Origin of the sequence: Marinobacter sp. (assembly GCF_044799475.1) — a bacterium.
Taxonomy (GTDB): domain Bacteria; phylum Pseudomonadota; class Gammaproteobacteria; order Pseudomonadales; family Oleiphilaceae; genus Marinobacter.
The window spans coordinates 2,069,900-2,085,526 of record NZ_CP085217.1 but is presented as its reverse complement, the minus strand read 5'-3'; the positions used below and the strand labels follow the sequence as shown (position 1 = coordinate 2,085,526).

At 57.6% G+C, this 15,627-nt stretch carries 16 protein-coding genes; 8 read left to right on the top strand and 8 right to left on the bottom strand.

Translation table 11 applies throughout. From position 1 onward, the window contains the following. Positions 1-88: 88 nt before the first annotated feature. From LG327_RS09790 to LG327_RS09775, 4 genes are all read right to left on the bottom strand, one after another. A complete protein-coding gene (locus LG327_RS09790; protein ID WP_404369113.1) occupies positions 89-547 on the bottom strand; it encodes a lipocalin family protein in 459 nt (152 codons plus the stop codon). Positions 548-645: 98 nt separating this feature from the next. Further along, positions 646-1,185 (bottom strand): hypothetical protein, encoded by a 540-nt coding sequence (locus LG327_RS09785; protein WP_404369110.1) that lies wholly within the window; start codon positions 1,183-1,185, stop codon positions 646-648. 263 nt (positions 1,186-1,448) lie between these two features. Continuing rightward, positions 1,449-2,591: a proline racemase family protein gene (locus LG327_RS09780; RefSeq protein WP_404369107.1), complete on the bottom strand. Its 1,143-nt coding sequence runs from the start codon at positions 2,589-2,591 to the stop codon at positions 1,449-1,451. Beyond that, a complete protein-coding gene (locus LG327_RS09775; protein WP_404369104.1) occupies positions 2,575-3,687 on the bottom strand; it encodes an alcohol dehydrogenase family protein in 1,113 nt (370 codons plus the stop codon). The genes LG327_RS09780 and LG327_RS09775 overlap by 17 nt, the downstream gene beginning before the upstream one ends. 183 nt (positions 3,688-3,870) lie before the next feature. Between LG327_RS09775 and LG327_RS09770 the strand changes: the two genes are divergently transcribed. The 3 genes from LG327_RS09770 to LG327_RS09760 all read left to right on the top strand — a co-directional run bounded on the left by LG327_RS09770 (position 3,871) and on the right by LG327_RS09760 (position 6,402). After that, positions 3,871-4,299: an SRPBCC family protein gene (locus LG327_RS09770; protein ID WP_404369101.1), complete on the top strand. Its 429-nt coding sequence runs from the start codon at positions 3,871-3,873 to the stop codon at positions 4,297-4,299. Between the two features lie 25 nt (positions 4,300-4,324). Continuing rightward, positions 4,325-5,242, top strand: coding sequence for a cation diffusion facilitator family transporter (locus LG327_RS09765; protein WP_404369098.1), 918 nt, complete (start codon positions 4,325-4,327; stop codon positions 5,240-5,242). A 170-nt stretch (positions 5,243-5,412) separates the two neighbouring features. Then, entirely contained in the window at positions 5,413-6,402 is a 990-nt protein-coding gene (locus LG327_RS09760) for a haloalkane dehalogenase (RefSeq protein ID WP_404369096.1), read from the top strand. A gap of 8 nt (positions 6,403-6,410) precedes the next feature. Here LG327_RS09760 and LG327_RS09755 read toward each other — a convergent pair whose 3' ends face one another. Further along, positions 6,411-6,932: a shikimate kinase gene (locus LG327_RS09755; RefSeq protein ID WP_404369093.1), complete on the bottom strand. Its 522-nt coding sequence runs from the start codon at positions 6,930-6,932 to the stop codon at positions 6,411-6,413. A gap of 260 nt (positions 6,933-7,192) precedes the next feature. Between LG327_RS09755 and LG327_RS09750 the strand changes: the two genes are divergently transcribed. The 3 genes from LG327_RS09750 to LG327_RS09740 all read left to right on the top strand — a co-directional run bounded on the left by LG327_RS09750 (position 7,193) and on the right by LG327_RS09740 (position 8,864). Then, positions 7,193-7,465: a hypothetical protein gene (locus tag LG327_RS09750; protein ID WP_404369091.1), complete on the top strand. Its 273-nt coding sequence runs from the start codon at positions 7,193-7,195 to the stop codon at positions 7,463-7,465. Between the two features lie 13 nt (positions 7,466-7,478). Next, entirely contained in the window at positions 7,479-7,955 is a 477-nt protein-coding gene (locus LG327_RS09745; RefSeq protein WP_404369088.1) for a hypothetical protein, read from the top strand. 192 nt (positions 7,956-8,147) lie between these two features. Beyond that, positions 8,148-8,864 (top strand): YebC/PmpR family DNA-binding transcriptional regulator, encoded by a 717-nt coding sequence (locus LG327_RS09740; RefSeq protein ID WP_404369086.1) that lies wholly within the window; start codon positions 8,148-8,150, stop codon positions 8,862-8,864. A 57-nt stretch (positions 8,865-8,921) separates the two neighbouring features. Here the strand turns inward: LG327_RS09740 and LG327_RS09735 are convergent, their stop codons facing one another. Beyond that, the gene (locus LG327_RS09735; protein ID WP_404369083.1) at positions 8,922-10,520 is read right to left on the bottom strand and encodes a GMC family oxidoreductase; all 1,599 of its coding nucleotides are present in this window, start codon (positions 10,518-10,520) and stop codon (positions 8,922-8,924) included. Positions 10,521-10,738: 218 nt separating this feature from the next. On the opposite strand from LG327_RS09735, the gene LG327_RS09730 reads away from it, so the two are divergent. After that, positions 10,739-11,314, top strand: a complete 576-nt coding sequence (locus tag LG327_RS09730; RefSeq protein ID WP_404369081.1) for an NnrU family protein — start codon at positions 10,739-10,741, stop codon at positions 11,312-11,314. 131 nt (positions 11,315-11,445) lie between these two features. Here the strand turns inward: LG327_RS09730 and pntB are convergent, their stop codons facing one another. Together pntB and LG327_RS09720 are read right to left on the bottom strand one after the other, a co-directional pair. Beyond that, a complete protein-coding gene (pntB, locus tag LG327_RS09725) occupies positions 11,446-12,843 on the bottom strand; it encodes a Re/Si-specific NAD(P)(+) transhydrogenase subunit beta (RefSeq protein ID WP_404369078.1) in 1,398 nt (465 codons plus the stop codon). A gap of 11 nt (positions 12,844-12,854) precedes the next feature. Beyond that, positions 12,855-14,432, bottom strand: a complete 1,578-nt coding sequence (locus LG327_RS09720; RefSeq protein ID WP_404369071.1) for a Re/Si-specific NAD(P)(+) transhydrogenase subunit alpha — start codon at positions 14,430-14,432, stop codon at positions 12,855-12,857. A gap of 218 nt (positions 14,433-14,650) precedes the next feature. On the opposite strand from LG327_RS09720, the gene LG327_RS09715 reads away from it, so the two are divergent. Beyond that, positions 14,651-15,616 (top strand): threonine/serine dehydratase, encoded by a 966-nt coding sequence (locus tag LG327_RS09715; RefSeq protein WP_404369068.1) that lies wholly within the window; start codon positions 14,651-14,653, stop codon positions 15,614-15,616. The last annotated feature ends 11 nt before the right edge of the window (positions 15,617-15,627 follow it).

Sequence of the window (15,627 nt, the reverse complement as noted above, 5' to 3'; positions counted from 1 at the left end):
TTTCTGCAAACACTGACTCCGGAGGAGAGGCAGACGCCTGGAAACAACGCATTTCAGGGAAAGGCCAGCGGCAGTACAGCCACTGCAATCAGTCGTTCGCGGATGGGTGATCCACGAAGATCAACTCACTGGTATCGAAGCCCAGAGCTTCTGACTTTGCGATAAAGGCTTCTACAAGTGCCGGCTCGACCCGGGGCGATCTTGCCAGCAACCAGAGGTAGGATTTGTCCGGGCCGGACACGAACGAATAGTCATAGTTCTCGCCAAGTTCGAAAACAATATAACTGCCGTAAAAAGGGCCGAAGAAGGAAACTTTGAGCCACGCGGTCGTCTCATCCTCCACAAAGTAAGCCTTGCCTGTGGCTTCGGACCATTCCTGATCTTCCCTGGAGTAGCCCCGGTTGACCACCTTCACCCCGCCATCTTCGCGAAGCGTATAGTCAGCCGTCACGCGGCTCAGCCCCTCCTCGAAGGAATGGTCCAGCCTGGCGATCTCATGCCATTTGCCAAGGTAGCGCTCCTTTTCAAAACCTTTAACCGGCTCCACCCCCTGAGGTTTACCTGTACAGGCCGCCAGCACAAAGCAGGCGAGTAAAATGACAGTTACCTTTCCTGGCAGAGGCCGGCTGAACAACAGGTTCATCATCAGGCTGATCGCGGTCTGTTGCGTTTTGACGCAAACGGATTGTTGAATGCGGAGTCCTGACCCTCCAGTTCGGCTTCAGGATGGTGCTTTTTCATCAGTTCCTTCACTTTGGGAATATGTTCTTTCGGCACATCCACCATGACCAGGTGCTTACCGGCCTTGATGTCATCATGAAAGGGCGCAATACGGTAATTTTCCCCCTGAATGCCACCGAAGCCGCCGAGCCAGCCACCGGCCACAGCAAGAAAGACAACCAGAGCAATCCAGGCCGCAGCGGGCAGACCGAGAAAGCCAAAGATCGCCAGAGGCAGCACAAACGCCAGTCCCAGAACCAGCCCCACCAGTGCTCCCCGCTGAACGTAGCGAACAAGATCTGTTCGGTCAGCCACTCCAGCGCTCTGCAATTTGTGGGTGTAAAGGCCAGCTTCATCCCGACTTATGATGTGGAAACGCCAGTCGGAGACGCCTTCCCTGTGCAGGTCGTCGGAAATCTCTTTAGCGCTTTCAATTGAAGATACCAGGTAAAACAGCCTTCTCATTCTGCACCTCCTCTACATGGGTAGAGTGAATAGAATTTGATGTTGTTGTTTGTAATTACTGCCGGCCTGCGTCGCATCGCTGATCAAAAATCTTTTATTTTATATCTCACCTGCATAACCATGTACTTACAGTATAAGGCGTATGGATCACTCCATAACCGGTTGCAGAGAACGTATCGGAATAGATGACAATTGCTTACTTCTGGAGGGAATAACAAGCAGCCGTCTCCGCAAACGTGCAGCAGCCCCCGGATTCAAAGATTTCAACTACTGACGGGAGGAATTTCGTGAGAATTCAGAACGCCCTCCAGATCCCTCACGTCGACCAGCGGGTCATCCAGATCCAGCATCACCTGGGATCTCGCCAGGGTCCAGGCCCGGCCGGTAATTTCGGTATTCAGTGCCCTGTGGTCCCCGACCCTGGCTTCACCAAGCACGGTTCCGATGAAGGAACTCCCCCTGGGAGAGATGGTTTCCAGCCAGTCCCCGTCGCGCACTTCGCCGGCACTGTGCATGAGTGCCAGCCGGGCGGTGGTGCCCGTTCCGGTTGGACTCCGACAGATCACCCCCGGATGCACATAGGTGGCCGAGCGGGACCGGAAACCACCATTTTCACGGCGCTCTACCGGCCCCATCAGATGGACAAACGGCAAGGGTCCTACATGGCCCAGCTCCGGATGTTCCTGTGTCACTGCAGGCCTCGCCGCTTCAACAAACGCCCTGCCAAAAGTGGCCAGGGCGGCCATTTCGTCATTGACCAGACCAAAGCCGAGGGGCGGCGCCTCCACCATCGCAAAGTAGGCACCACTCCACACCAGGTCAAAGCGTACTTTCCCGAAGCCTGGCACCTCGGCAACCATGTCCCTGGCGGCCACAAAGGCGGGTTCACTCCGGGTGGTGATGGATTCAACCCGACCATTGCGGTTGTGGGCGGTCACATGGGAAAGGCCGGCCGGCGACTCCAGCACCAGTTTCTGCTCGCCCTCCTCCATGGGCACTATGCCGTTCTCCAGCACTGCAGCAGCGGTGCAGATGGTATTGGAGCCGGAGTACAGGGGATAGCCCATGGCTTCCATGATGATGTAACCAGCCTGTGCCTTCGGATTATCTGCAGGCACTATGAGGTCGATGGACATGTAAGGGTCGCCGTAGGGCTCAGACAGGAGCCAGCGGCGAAATCCATCCCCATGCTTCTGGATGTAGCGCATCTGCTCAAGGACCGTGCCCCCCGGAAGGTGACTTACACCCCTGGTGACTATCCGGCTGACATCGCCGCCGGACTGCATGTCCACCAGCTCAATCGAACGCAGCCTATGGCCCGGAGGCGTTTCCCCGGTGACCACCGGACGTCTCCGCCGATCGGTTCTGGGGTCTCTGCGGTCATCACTTTCATTCAGATTTGCCATGGGGTGCTCCTGTTTCGTCCCATTTACTGTCAGGAACAACAACCAGCTTGCCAATGAAGCTTTTGGACATGAATGCGGTCTGTGCATTGTGAAAATCTGAAAGCCGGTAGGTGCGGTCCAGCAGGGACCGTATTCTGCCCTCCTCGATATACTGCAGCAGCCGCCGGAATGCGGTCCGGGTACCCTGGGACGAGCCGTGCAGCTCCAGCTGCTTGAGGTACATGGTGCGAAGGTCCAGCTCCACCACCGGTCCGGCAATCGCCCCCGCCGTGGTGTAGCGGCCTTCCATCTTGAGAATCCGCAACAGGTCGTTGAACATCGGCCCCGCCACGAGGTCGGCGACCACGTCAATCGGTTCACCTTTTGTGGCCTCTTCCGTCTTTTTCACCAGGTCCCCTTCGCCCCGGATAATCGTAGCCTCGGCCCCTATGTCCCTGATGGCACTGGCCTTGGCTTCGCTGGTTACCGCATAGGGAATGGCACCACGGGCCCGGGCCAGCTGGATGATGGCTGAACCCACACCTCCCGAGGCCCCTGTAACCAGCACCCGTTCACCCGCGGCGAGGCGGGCGCGGTCCAGCATGTGCTCACCGGTGAGATAGGCGCAGGAAAAAGTCGCCAGTTCGGCATCGTCCATGTCCGTATCCACTGTATAGGCATTGGCGGATGGCACTACCGTGTATTCGGCGTAGCCACCGTCACGGCCATGACCGATGTAATCAATATCGGCAAGGCTGTCATCGCCTTCGGGACGGTTGTAGATGCTGAAGTCCACAATCACCCGCTCACCAATGCGTGATTCGGATACGCCCTCGCCGACAGCGACGATCCTGCCGACTATGTCTGTGCCCTGGATACGGGGAAACTCCAGGGTTGAGCGACCCCTGCGCCAGGTGGATACAGCCTCCGGATCTTCCTCACTTCCGTAAGCCCCTTCCCGGACCCACACATCCGTGTTGTTCATCCCGCAGGCACTGACCTCAAGCAAAACTTCCCCTGGACCGGGTTCAGGCACCGGTACATCTTCTCGATAGACCAGCTTGTCCAGCCCACCGTGACCAGTGAGCTGAACGGCCTTCATGGTTTTTGGAATCATGCTCCCTCCTGCTCTTTCCCTGGAAATAGCTGCTCAACCTCCATCCTAGGTCATTTTTCGATCAGAGTCAGGGGGTGGGGCCTGGGAACGAGCCTGGATCGCCGGAACTGATGACTTTTGTTGCCAACGATAAGACGTTAGTCTGATCCACGGGTTAAATGACGTTTTCACACAGGCTATATCATGGCGACATATAGTATTGAAATTGAGGAAACCTTTGCGGTTTCACGGGAACGGGCCTTCGCCCTCTTCGCAGACCATGAGCGTTTCGGCAAGCTCCTGGGTGTGCCGGTCAAACGGATCACGGACAGTGAGCAGGCAGACCCCAACGGTCTTGGATCGGTACGGCGGATAGGTATTGGGCCTATCGGACTGGAAGAGACCATCATCCGTTTCGAACCGGACTCGGTGATCGAGTACACGGTCACGGGGATGAGCCCGCTGCGCAATCACCTCGGACGCATCCGGTTTTCCGATGCCAACGGGGATCAGACAAGAATCAGCTACACCATCAGTTTTGAAGACATAGTGCCCTTCACCGGTAAACTGGTGCAGAAAGCTCTGGAGCAGGGCATCCGGAAGGGCATCCGGCGGGTTCCCCGGATGGCCTGACGCCCGGGAACGAAAAGGGAGACACATGGCGCATTCCCACGACCACCATGGCCACGGCCATGGTCACAGCCACGGGGTCCGGAACTATAACCGGACCTTTGCTCTGGCCGTCTTTCTGAATATCGGCTTTGTGATCGTCGAAGTAGTATTCGGCGTAATGGCCGACTCGCTTGCGCTGCTCGCCGATGCCGGGCATAACCTGAGTGACGTGCTGGGCCTGGTGCTGGCGTGGGGAGCAAGCTATCTGGCGGAACGTGAAGCCTCACGCTGGCGCACCTATGGCCTGAGAAAATCCACCATTCTTGCTGCCCTGTTCAACGCCCTGATCCTGCTGGCCGCTATAGGAGGCATAACCTGGGAGGCCATCAACCGCCTCGGCAACCCAACTGAAGTTGCCGGCATGACCGTGGCTCTGGTGGCCGGGGCTGGCGTGGTGATCAACGCCGCCACCATGATGCTGTTTATCGCGGATCGCAAGCAGGACCTCAACATCCGGGGTGCTTTCCTGCATATGGCCGCAGACGCGGGCATTTCACTGGGGGTGGTGGTTACGGCCATTATCATCATGCTCACCGGCGCCCAGTGGCTGGATCCAGTGATCAGTCTGGCCATCGCGGCTGCCATTTTCGTTGGCACCTGGTCCCTGTTACGGGACTCGCTGGATCTGGCCATGGATGCCGTGCCCAGAGGCATTGATCCACAGGAGATCCGGGACTACCTGAGGGAGTTACCCGGAATAGAGGAAGCCCACGATCTCCATATCTGGGGGCTGAGCACTACCGAAACCGCCCTCACGGTCCACCTGGTCAAACCGGACAGCCGGCATGACGATGCTCTTATCGAAGAGGTCAGCTGGGTGCTGAAGGAGCGCTTTCGCATTACCCATGTCACCCTCCAGCTGGAGCGAAGCCGCAAGCTGTGCCCCAGTGGAGTGGCTTGCTAGCAGATCTCAGGAACGGCTAAAACGGCCAGACGTCAAAAAGAAATCCTCGCGGCTGTTCAGCAGGATTACCCGAAGCCGTAGATGGGCCAGGCATAATCAGGATGCCTGGCATGCCCGAAAGTACCGGGAGCAAAAGCATATCAATTTTTCAGCTAAAACAGGGAGACTGTATGGAAGCGTTGCGCACACCGGAATCACGCTTTAAACGGATGCTGGACTATCCTTTTGAGCCAAACTATCTGGAAGTGGATGGCCTGCGCATGCACTACGTGGACGAAGGCCCCCATGATGCGAAGCCCGTGCTCATGCTTCACGGTGAACCCTCCTGGTCCTATCTTTACCGGCATATGATCCCCATCTGCGCGGCCGCTGGTCATAGGGTTATCGCGCCAGACCTGATCGGCTTCGGCAAATCAGACAAACCGGCAAAGATCGATGATTACAGCTATCAGAGCCACATGGACTGGCTCAAGTCCGTGATCGAGCAGCTTGATTTGTCCGACATCACCCTGGTCTGCCAGGACTGGGGCTCACTCCTCGGCCTCCGATTGGCTGCTGAAAACCCGGATCGTTTCCGGGCCATAGTGGTGGGCAACGGCATGTTGCCAACTGGCGATCAGGCGGTGCCCAGGGTATTTCAGCTGTGGCGGGGGTTCGCCACCTACAGCCCCTGGTTTCCCATTGCCAGAATAGTCAATGCGGGCAGTTTCAGAACTCTGGGACCGGAGGAGCGCAGGGCCTACGATGCTCCCTTCCCCAACAGCAAATACAAGGCCGGAACCCGGGCCTTCCCCAAGCTGGTTCCAGTGAGCCCGGACAACCCGGCATCGGAAGCCAACAGGGAGGCCTGGAAGGTGCTGGAGAAATGGGAAAAGCCGTTCCTCACGACCTTCAGCAACGGCGATCCCATTATGAGAGGGGGCGACAAATACATGCAGGAGCGGATTCCGGGGGCGAAGGGACAACCTCACGTCACTCTGACCGGGGGACACTTTCTGCAGGAAGACTCCCCTGTCCAGTTCGCGCAGGCCGTCAATGATCTGCTTGAGAGGATGGAAGAAGACAGCAGAAAGAGTGAGGGCAAAAAATCAGCCCCCAAAGCGGGGGCCTCTGCCACCAAAGCTTCTGAAAAGAACGCCGCTGTGAAAAAAGAGACCTGATGTCCCGGCTATGACTCCAGGCGTGCCGCCTGGAGAATCTGCCCGCAGACCTCTTCCTGATTCCGGGCATTGCCGGCAATGGTGATGTCTGCAAACCGTTTATACAACTGATAACGCTCTTCAAACAGTTCAGCGATACTCTGGTCCACGCGCCTGGAGATACCCCGCATGCTGAAATCCCCGATACGCGCCTCAACGGTGGCAAGGCTGACGTCAAGAAACACGATCGTCCCGCTGTTTCCGAGATGGGTCATCGCCCGTTCGCTGTATACCGCACTACCGCCAGTGGCAATGACGTGGTTTTCCAGGTCAATGGCAAGCAGCACCCGCTCTTCGATTTGCCGAAGAACCTCATAGCCATCTGTATCAATGATGCTCTGCAGTGAGCGGCCTTCGGCGGCCTGAATCAGCAGATCCGTGTCAACAAAGCTCATTGCCGCGCGTTTTGCCAGTAACACCCCGACCGTGCTTTTGCCCGAGCCTGGCATGCCGATAAGCACAATGTTGGTTTTGGGGGGGCGAGCGGCCATATTCCGGAAACCTCAGATGATAATTTTCCGCGACTATAGCTGTTTCAGCTTCCGGGGGGCCAGTCGTTTTTGGGCCCTGTCGTATCCGGCGCCAGTATCCGCTGACAGACAGCACAATCAACTATCCGGAGTCTTATTTTCCTGAAACACCATTGAAAAATAGTAATTTAGCCACTAAATATTATAGGTACCGCCTGAAAAACCCTTTTGGGCGGCAATCATGCTAATCACAAACAGGCTTGAACAAAAGGAGATGCCCCATGGCAGACCAGGACGTAGATAAGCTTCGCAGCGAAGTAACCAAGCTGCGTGAGGACATGCGCAGTATCACCGAGACCCTTCAGGAAATTGCAGCTGGCCGTGCCGAACAGGGCTATGACCGGGTCAAGGACGGTGTTGGCCAGGCCCGGGACAGCGCAAGAAAGGCCGGCCATGCCGTCGAATCCCAGATCGAGGACAAACCCTTCAGCAGCGTCCTGCTGACTTTTGTGATTGGTCTGATTACCGGGCTGCTCGTCCAGTCCCGCCGCTGATCCGGGGTTTTCTATGAAAGAAACAGTGATACAGGCACTGTTCTCCATGGCGCTGCTCTGTTTCTCCATGCTGGTGGGCCTGGTCGGCATTGGCTTTCTTGTGGCCGGGCTCTATATGGGCCTGACGCACTGGCTGCAACCGGCAGGCGCGGCGGCAGCCACTGGCCTGATCATGCTGGTGGCGACGCTGATACTGCTGGCCATCTGCAAGGCCCTGGTAACGCCATCGAAACGTCAAGGGGGAAACCCTGAAGCACCGCCGGATGAACTCTCCGGTCTCATGCGCGAAGCTGCAGCGCTCGGCAGCGTAACCCGACAACTGGAACATACGGTGCAGGAGCACAAGCCACTGGTAACAGCGGGCACTTTTGCCGTCGGTTTCTATCTGGGCGTCAATCCAAAAGCCCGCCGGGCCCTGGGTCGCGCTCTTTCAGATGCAGCTTCCCATGGCATTGACAGTGCAAGGCGGGGGCGAGAAGAACGAAGTTAACCTGCATTCCGTTCAGGTTGGCCTGCCAGCATAGCCGGTCTCTGATGAAGCCGATTATGCTGGTCCCCGGCTACCTGCCAGCCTTTTCCCCGCCGCTACATGTAAAATTCGATAGTAGCGAACAGAAATGGATCTGCTGCCGTTTTTATGTGTAAAATTTGGCACCTTTCCGGATACCAATGAGACAGTGCAATGGGCAGAGCCTACCAGAACCGCAAAGATTCCATGGCCAAGACGGCGAACGCGAAAACCAGGGTCTACAGCAAATACGGGCGCGAGATCTACGTGTGCGCGAAGGCGGGGGGTGCCGACCCTGAAGGCAATCTCTCTCTGCGCGGCCTGCTTGATCGTGCCAAGAAGGACCAGGTCCCGGCACACGTTATAGAAAAAGCGCTGGACAAGGCCCAGGGTGGCGGCGGCGAGGAGTTTTCCCCGGCCCGCTACGAGGGTTTTGGGCCTGGCAACTGCATGGTGATCGTGGACTGCCTGACCGACAACCCTAATCGCACCTTCGGTGATGTGCGCCAGTGTTTCACCAAGACCAAATGCAAGATTGGCACCCCTGGCAGTGTCAGCCACATGTTCGATCACTGTGCCATCCTGTCTTTCACTGGTGACGATGAAGACTCGGTGCTGGAAGCGCTGATGACGGCGGATGTGGATGTTACCGATATTGAGCATGAGGAGGGCAAAATAACTGTCTTTGCGCCCAACACCGAATATGCCAAAGCCAGACAGGCTCTGATCGAGGCTTTTGGTGAGATTGATTTCGAGATGGATGAGATTCAGTTCCTGCCTCAGACCTCCACCCAGGTCGAAGGCGACGACATAATCATGTTCGAAAAATTCCTCGATATGCTTAACGATCTGGATGACGTACAGAACGTCTACCACAACGCCGAAGCCTGACGGTTTTCATCGGTCTGACCCTGCGTACAACCTGATACGGACGGTCAGACCGGGGGTTCAAGCGGCGCCGCGAATCATATCCGCGGCCTTTTCCGCAATCATGATGGTCGGTGCATTAGTATTGCCACCGATAATCCTCGGCATGATGGATGCATCCACCACTCGCAGGCCTTCCAGCCCATGAACCCGTAACTCCGGATCAACCACAGCATCATCGCCCGTTCCCATCCGGCAGGTGCCCACAGGATGGTAGACGGTGTCTGACCGCTCACGCAGAATATCCCGGATGTCGTCTTCAGTGCGGACATGATCGGTAAAAATGTCCTTTGTGATAAAACGTCCCAGAGGTGGCGCCTTCATCAGGCGCTCGGTCATCCGGTAGCCTTCCACCATGTCTTCCAGGTCCTCCGGATCACTGAAAAAGGCCGGATCAATCATCGGAGGAGACTCGGGGTCGGCATCCTTCAGCCAGACACTGCCAGCGCTTCGCGGCCGAAGCAGGCAGACGTGACAGGAGAAGCCATGCCCGGAATGAAGAGTTCGGGCATGATTGTCCACCAGCGCAATGACAAAGTGCAGCTGGATATTGGGTGCATCCAGCTCCGGCCGGGTCTTGAGAAAACCTCCACCCTCGGCGAAGTTGGAGGTCACCAGCCCCCGGCGGTCCTTCCGATACCGGCGTATCTGGTTTAACAGATGGGCGCCGCCCTTGAGGGAGAAACCCAGCAGATTGTCGTCCTTCGCCTTGTAGGCAAAAATGAAGTCCGGATGGTCCTGCAGGTTCTTGCCCACACCAGGCAAATGGTGGATCGCGGGGATGCCATGGCTGCTCAGTTCCCCCGTGTCGCCGATGCCAGAGAGCATTAGAATCTGGGGCGACTGCAGGGCACCGGCAGACAACAGAACTTCCTTTCTCGCCCTGAGCTGGTGGGTTTTGCCGTTCTGGCTGTACTCCACTCCTACTGCCCGTTTGCCACTGAACAGAATGCGGCGGGTAAGGGCTCCCGTCTCCACCCTCAGGTTGCTGCGGGTGCCCAGATGAGGCTCCAGATAACCCCGGTAACTGCTCCAGCGTTCCCCGTTTTCCTGAGTTACCTGATACAGGCCGATACCTTCCTGCTCGGGGCCGTTAAAGTCGTCATTTAACGGATAGCCTGCCTCCCGGGCGGCATCAAGGTAGTGTTGCTGAAAAGGGTTGTCACTCCGAAGTCCGCTGACACTGAGAGGCCCTTCCCTGCCATGCCAGTCATTGTCGATGTCGTGATTGCACTCGGAACGCTTGAACCAGGGAAGAACGTCATCGAAGGACCAGCCGGTGTTGCCGAGCTCGGCCCAGTGGTCATAGTCTTTGCGGTGGCCGCGGATATAGGCCATCGCGTTGATTGCTGAAGAGCCCCCGAGAACCTTGCCCCGCGGCTGGTAGCCTCTGCGGCCATTCAGCCCGGGTTGAGGTACAGTTTCGAACCCCCAGTTATTGACCTTTCTTGGCACTGTCAGCACCACGGCCGCTGGTGCGGTAACCAGCCAGTGGCTAGCATTTCCGCTCCCTGCTTCCAGCAGGGTTACTGAGGTATCTGAATCTTCACTCAACCGGCCCGCCAGCACACAGCCAGCCGAGCCACCTCCTATGACGATATAATCCGTTTCAGATGTCATGCTAATCCCGTTCTTATTGTTGATATGAGCAGGCAATCTCACCTGTTTTGCACTCTAACGCCCCCGGCACCATAAAAACAGCGAGCGGTGCCAGCAAAAAGGGACAGTTTTGGAATATCCTGCCAATATCGCCAGGCAGATCACATAAAGGGCTTTGGCAGCGTGGCTGGGGCCGCTACAGTTAATCATTAATCCGAAAACTGACAGGGAGTGTGTTCATGAGTCTGTTAATCGCAGGTGTTGTCCTTTTTTTTGCAGTCCATTCCATATCCATCGTCAATGAGCCCTGGCGTCACCGAATGGTGGAGCAGCACGGAAAGCTACGTTTCAAGGCTGTTTACAGCCTGATTGCACTGGCCGGGCTGGTTCTGATGATCAAGGGTTACGGCATGGCCAGGCTGGACCCCACGATCATCTATACGCCTCCGGCCTGGCTCGGTCACCTGGCAATGATTTTACTTCTACCTGTCTTCCCCCTGCTGGTTGCCACCTATTTTCCGGGCCGTATCAGCCGGGCCGTCAAAAACCCCATGCTGATAGCGGTCAAACTCTGGGCTCTGGGCCATCTGCTAGCCAACGGCGCTCTTGCAGACGTCATACTCTTTGGCTCGTTCCTGGCCTGGGCAGTTGCTGATCGCATATCCCTGAAGTTCCGTTCACCGCAAAGCCACCCTGCCATCCCTGAGGGGTCCGCGAACGACGCGATCGCCGTAATCACCGGTCTGGGCCTGTACCTTGCCTTTGTGCTCTGGCTGCACCAGTGGTTGATCGGGGTTCCCCCCGTTGCGGTCTGACAAAGAGAGAGTTACAGGAGGAGCAAAGAGGCTGGAGAGGTCAGATTGAGAGAAGAAACCCCGGCTCTGAAAAGCCGGGGTCTGGTATCCAGACTGGTGAGCGAATCAGCCAGGCGGGACACCAGGCAGATTCAGGACGCGCGCAGGGCCCCGAGGATTTTGTCGACGCTCTCCCTCGCATCACCAAACAGCATGTAGGTGTTGTCCTTGAAGAACAGCGGGTTCTCCACGCCGGCATAACCGGTGGCCATGCCGCGCTTGAGAACCACAACCTGCCGCGCCTTCCAGACTTCCAGCACAGGCATGCCGGCAATCGGGCTTGCCGGGTCTTCCGCTGCGGCCGGGTTAACCGTGTCGTTGGCACCTATGACCAGCACCACATCGGTTCCAGGCAGATCCTCATTGATCTCGTCCATTTCCAGCACTATGTCGTAGGGCACATGGGCTTCGGCCAGCAAAACGTTCATGTGACCGGGCAGCCGTCCCGCTACCGGGTGGATGCCAAAGCGCACGGTTACGCCCTTCTCACGCAGCAGCTTGGTTATTTCGCTCACGGAGTTCTGTGCCTGGGCAACCGCCATGCCGTAACCCGGCACAATGACCACGGAGTTGGCATTCAGCAGCTCTTCACTCAGCTCGTCCGCAGTGGTTTCATGGACTGTCTGATCACCTTCCGCCGCAGCAGAGCTGCTGCTGGTCTGGCCAAAGCCGCCAAGGATTACGCTGACAAACGAGCGGTTCATCGCCTTGCACATGATGTAGCTCAGGATAGCGCCGCTGCTGCCTACCAGTGCCCCGACCACAATCAGGAGGTCATTGCCCAGCATGAAGCCGATGGAGGCTGCCGCCCATCCCGAGTAGCTGTTGAGCATGGACACTACCACCGGCATGTCGGCGCCGCCGATGGCCATGATCAGGTGCACGCCAAGCACCGCAGCAATCAGGGTCATGATCACCAGGGCTGTCAGACCAATCGCCAGGCTGTCCGTACCCAGAAACCAGGCGCCGAGAAGCACGGAGGCGATAATGGCCACCAGGTTCATCAGATGCCGGCCCGGCAGTGTCAGTGCCTTGGCATCAATCCGGCCATCCAGCTTGCCAGCAGCCACCAGGGAGCCGGTAAAGGTCACGGCACCGATGAAAATACCAAGGAAAACCTCCACCAGGTGGATGGTATGCTCGGTGCCGGTGGTTGCCTTCAGTGGCTCGATATAACCGGAGAAGCCCACCAGAACCGCTGCAAGGCCCACAAAGCTGTGAAGAAGTGCCACAAGCTGCGGCATCTGCGTCATCTGTACCTTGTTGGCAACGGGAATGCCGACACTGGCACCCAGAAGCATCGCAATCACGATGGTGACCATGTCATTGACACCCACGGCAGCCACTGTGGCCACCACGGCAATGATGATACCCACGACACCATAGATGTTACCGCGCCGGGCGGATTCCTGGTGGCTGAGGCCGCCCAGGCTGAGAATAAACAGAATACTGGCCACTACGTAGGCCACGCTTACTAGTCCTGCACTCATGCTGGCCTCTCCTACTTGCGGAACATTTTGAGCATGCGATGGGTTACCCGGAACCCACCCGCTATATTGATGGTTGCGATGAACACCGCCACGAACGACATGATCCCCACCGCCAGATTTTCAGCCTGGGCCAGATGCAACAGAGCGCCTATGACAATGATGCCGCTGATCGCATTGGTTACGCTCATCAGAGGCGTATGCAGGGAGGGTGTCACGTTCCAGATCACCTGCCAGCCGATGAAGCACGCCAGCACGAAAACCGTAAAGTGGCTGAGGAAGCTCTCGGGAGCGTATGCACCCACTCCGTAGAGAGCCGCAACGGTAACCACCAGAAGAACCGCCTTGCCGATCGCCTGGCTGCGGGCCGCTTTCTTTTCTGCAGCTTCTTTTTCGGCCGCGGAAACCTCTTTTTTGGGTTCCGGAGCCTTGGGCTTTGCCGGCGCTTCGGGCTGGGGTGGCGGCCAGGTGACGTCTTTTTCCTTCACCACGGTGACGCCCCGGATGACCGTGTCGTCCATATTCACTTCCGGCTTGCCATCCTTTTCCGGCGTCAGTTCGGACATCAGATGGGCAAGGTTGGTGGAATAGAGATCACTGGAGACCTTTGCCATGCGGCTGGGCAGATCGGTATAGCCGATAAGGGTGACGCCGTGCTTCTCAACCACCTTGCCTGGCTCGGTCAGTTCACAGTTGCCGCCGCGCTCAGCCGCAAGGTCCACAATCACACTGCCCGGTTTCATGGTCTTGACCATGTCCTCGGTGATCAGCCTGGGTGCCGGCTTGCCCGGAATCAGGGCGGTGGTAATGATGATGTCTACTTCTTCGGCCTGTTCTGCAAACAGGGCCATTTCCGCCTTGATGAACTCGTCGCTCATCTGCTTGGCGTAACCGCCGGATCCGCTGCCTTCCTCGTCACCGAAATCCAGCTCAAGGAATTCGGCGCCCATGCTTTCAACCTGCTCTTTGACCTCAAGGCGGGTATCAAAGGCGCGGACGATGGCACCCATGCTGTTGGCCGCGCCAATCGCCGCCAGACCAGCAACACCCGCGCCGATGATCATGACCTTGGCTGGTGGCACCTTGCCTGCAGCTGTGACCTGCCCGGTGAAAAACCGTCCGAAGTGGTTGGCCGCCTCGATAACCGCCCGGTAGCCACCAATGTTGCCCATTGCACTCAGGGCATCCATTTTCTGGGCACGGCTGATGCGGGGCAGGCTGTCGATAGCGAATGTAGTGACCTTTTTGTCCGCCAGTTGCTTGAGCAGATCCGGGTTCTGGGCCGGCCATATAAAGCCGGCCAGGAAAGCGCCCTCCTTCATCAGGTCGATTTCGTGCTTCCCGAGCTCCGGGTTCTCCATGGGCGCACGGACTTTCAGAATGAAATCTGCCTCGCCCCAGAGTGACTCAGCATCTTTGGCGACGGATGCCCCTGCTGAACGGTATGACTCGTCATCGTAGTGGGCAGCATCGCCGGCCCCTGTTTCAACGACGACTTCATAGCCGAGTTTCATCAGCTTTTGCACCGAGGATGGCGTGGCGGCAACTCGCCGCTCCCCCTCGAAGATCTCCTTCGGAATCCCAAGTTTCATGTTCAATAGTTCCTCCTGCAAAGCCTGACCCCACAGAGTCAGACAAAGGTTCCAGCAAGCCTGGAATGATGTCACTCCGTGCCTGCCGGCTCGTGATCCGGGGAACAGCACTTGATTGACGGCTGTTCGGGTCTCATTGTTACACGTAAATACCACGCATGTTAGCCAGCCTGCTGACAGGCCGGACCATCCGGCAACAACTGACCAGAGGACCTGCCATGACCAGATCAGCCCTGCCCGATGAACACATCATTGCATCAGCCGAGCAGCGGATCCGGCCCTGGATTTCTGAAACTCCAGTGCTCCGGGTCCCTGACCTCGACGTTTCATTTGGCCACCCTCTGTGGCTCAAATGTGAAAACCTGCAAAGAACCGGCAGCTTCAAGGCCCGCGGCGCCCTCAACTGGATGCTCACCGCCAGTGAAGCAGAACTGGAGCCTGGCCTGATAACCATCTCGGCCGGCAATCATGCCATTGCCCTGGCCTGGGCTGCGGCGCAGAAGGGGTCCCCCCTCCAGGTGGTCATGCCAAAAGGATCAAGTCCTCTCAAAATACGTCTCACCGAAAGCCTGGGTGCCCGGGTCACGGTCGGCGGTACTATCCAGGAGGCCCTGGCCCATTGCCATGAGCTCCGCGATCAGCAGGGTTTCACTCTCGTGCACCCCTACAACGATGTCCGCATCATGGCGGGCCAGGGAACCCTTGGCCTCGAACTCCTGCGCCAGCAACCTGACATCAAACGGATCCTCTGCCCCATTGGCGGAGGGGGCCTGATCTCCGGCCTGGGCCTCGCCATCAAGGGGAAACGCCCGGATATTGAACTCATTGGCGTCGAGCCGGAAGGCGCAGCAACCATGGCCAATGCCTGGCAACACGAAGATGCCAGTGCCAGCCTGGCAACAGTCGACACCTGGGCGGCCAGCCTGGCACCCGCTGTGGTAGGGGATTATACCTATGAAGCGTCCCGACAGGTAGTGGACCGGATCCTGACTGTTTCCGAAGCGGCTATCCGCGAGGCCACAAAGCGACTGCTCACGGAGGCGAGGCTCTACGTGGAGCCTGGTGCCAGCGTCGGCCTGGCTGTCATTATCGAAGGCGGAATCAACCTGGCAGACGATGTGCCAACTGCCCTGATTGTAACCGGGGGAAATCTGGATCTGGAGCAGGTGGCACACTGTGCTTGAAAGCGACCGCG

Bases quoted from the DNA above. Each gene is read 5' to 3' on its own strand.
- LG327_RS09785 (WP_404369110.1), bottom strand. From the start codon at position 1,185: ATGAGAAGGCTGTTTTACCTGGTATCTTCAATTGAAAGCGCTAAAGAG.
- LG327_RS09780 (WP_404369107.1), bottom strand. From the start codon at position 2,591: ATGGCAAATCTGAATGAAAGTGATGACCGCAGAGACCCCAGAACCGAT.
- LG327_RS09775 (WP_404369104.1), bottom strand. From the start codon at position 3,687: ATGATTCCAAAAACCATGAAGGCCGTTCAGCTCACTGGTCACGGTGGG.
- LG327_RS09770 (WP_404369101.1), top strand. From the start codon at position 3,871: ATGGCGACATATAGTATTGAAATTGAGGAAACCTTTGCGGTTTCACGG.
- LG327_RS09765 (WP_404369098.1), top strand. From the start codon at position 4,325: ATGGCGCATTCCCACGACCACCATGGCCACGGCCATGGTCACAGCCAC.
- LG327_RS09760 (WP_404369096.1), top strand. From the start codon at position 5,413: ATGGAAGCGTTGCGCACACCGGAATCACGCTTTAAACGGATGCTGGAC.
- LG327_RS09755 (WP_404369093.1), bottom strand. From the start codon at position 6,932: ATGGCCGCTCGCCCCCCCAAAACCAACATTGTGCTTATCGGCATGCCA.
- LG327_RS09750 (WP_404369091.1), top strand. From the start codon at position 7,193: ATGGCAGACCAGGACGTAGATAAGCTTCGCAGCGAAGTAACCAAGCTG.
- LG327_RS09745 (WP_404369088.1), top strand. From the start codon at position 7,479: ATGAAAGAAACAGTGATACAGGCACTGTTCTCCATGGCGCTGCTCTGT.
- LG327_RS09740 (WP_404369086.1), top strand. From the start codon at position 8,148: ATGGGCAGAGCCTACCAGAACCGCAAAGATTCCATGGCCAAGACGGCG.
- LG327_RS09735 (WP_404369083.1), bottom strand. From the start codon at position 10,520: ATGACATCTGAAACGGATTATATCGTCATAGGAGGTGGCTCGGCTGGC.
- LG327_RS09730 (WP_404369081.1), top strand. From the start codon at position 10,739: ATGAGTCTGTTAATCGCAGGTGTTGTCCTTTTTTTTGCAGTCCATTCC.
- pntB (WP_404369078.1), bottom strand. From the start codon at position 12,843: ATGAGTGCAGGACTAGTAAGCGTGGCCTACGTAGTGGCCAGTATTCTG.
- LG327_RS09720 (WP_404369071.1), bottom strand. From the start codon at position 14,432: ATGAAACTTGGGATTCCGAAGGAGATCTTCGAGGGGGAGCGGCGAGTT.
- LG327_RS09715 (WP_404369068.1), top strand. From the start codon at position 14,651: ATGACCAGATCAGCCCTGCCCGATGAACACATCATTGCATCAGCCGAG.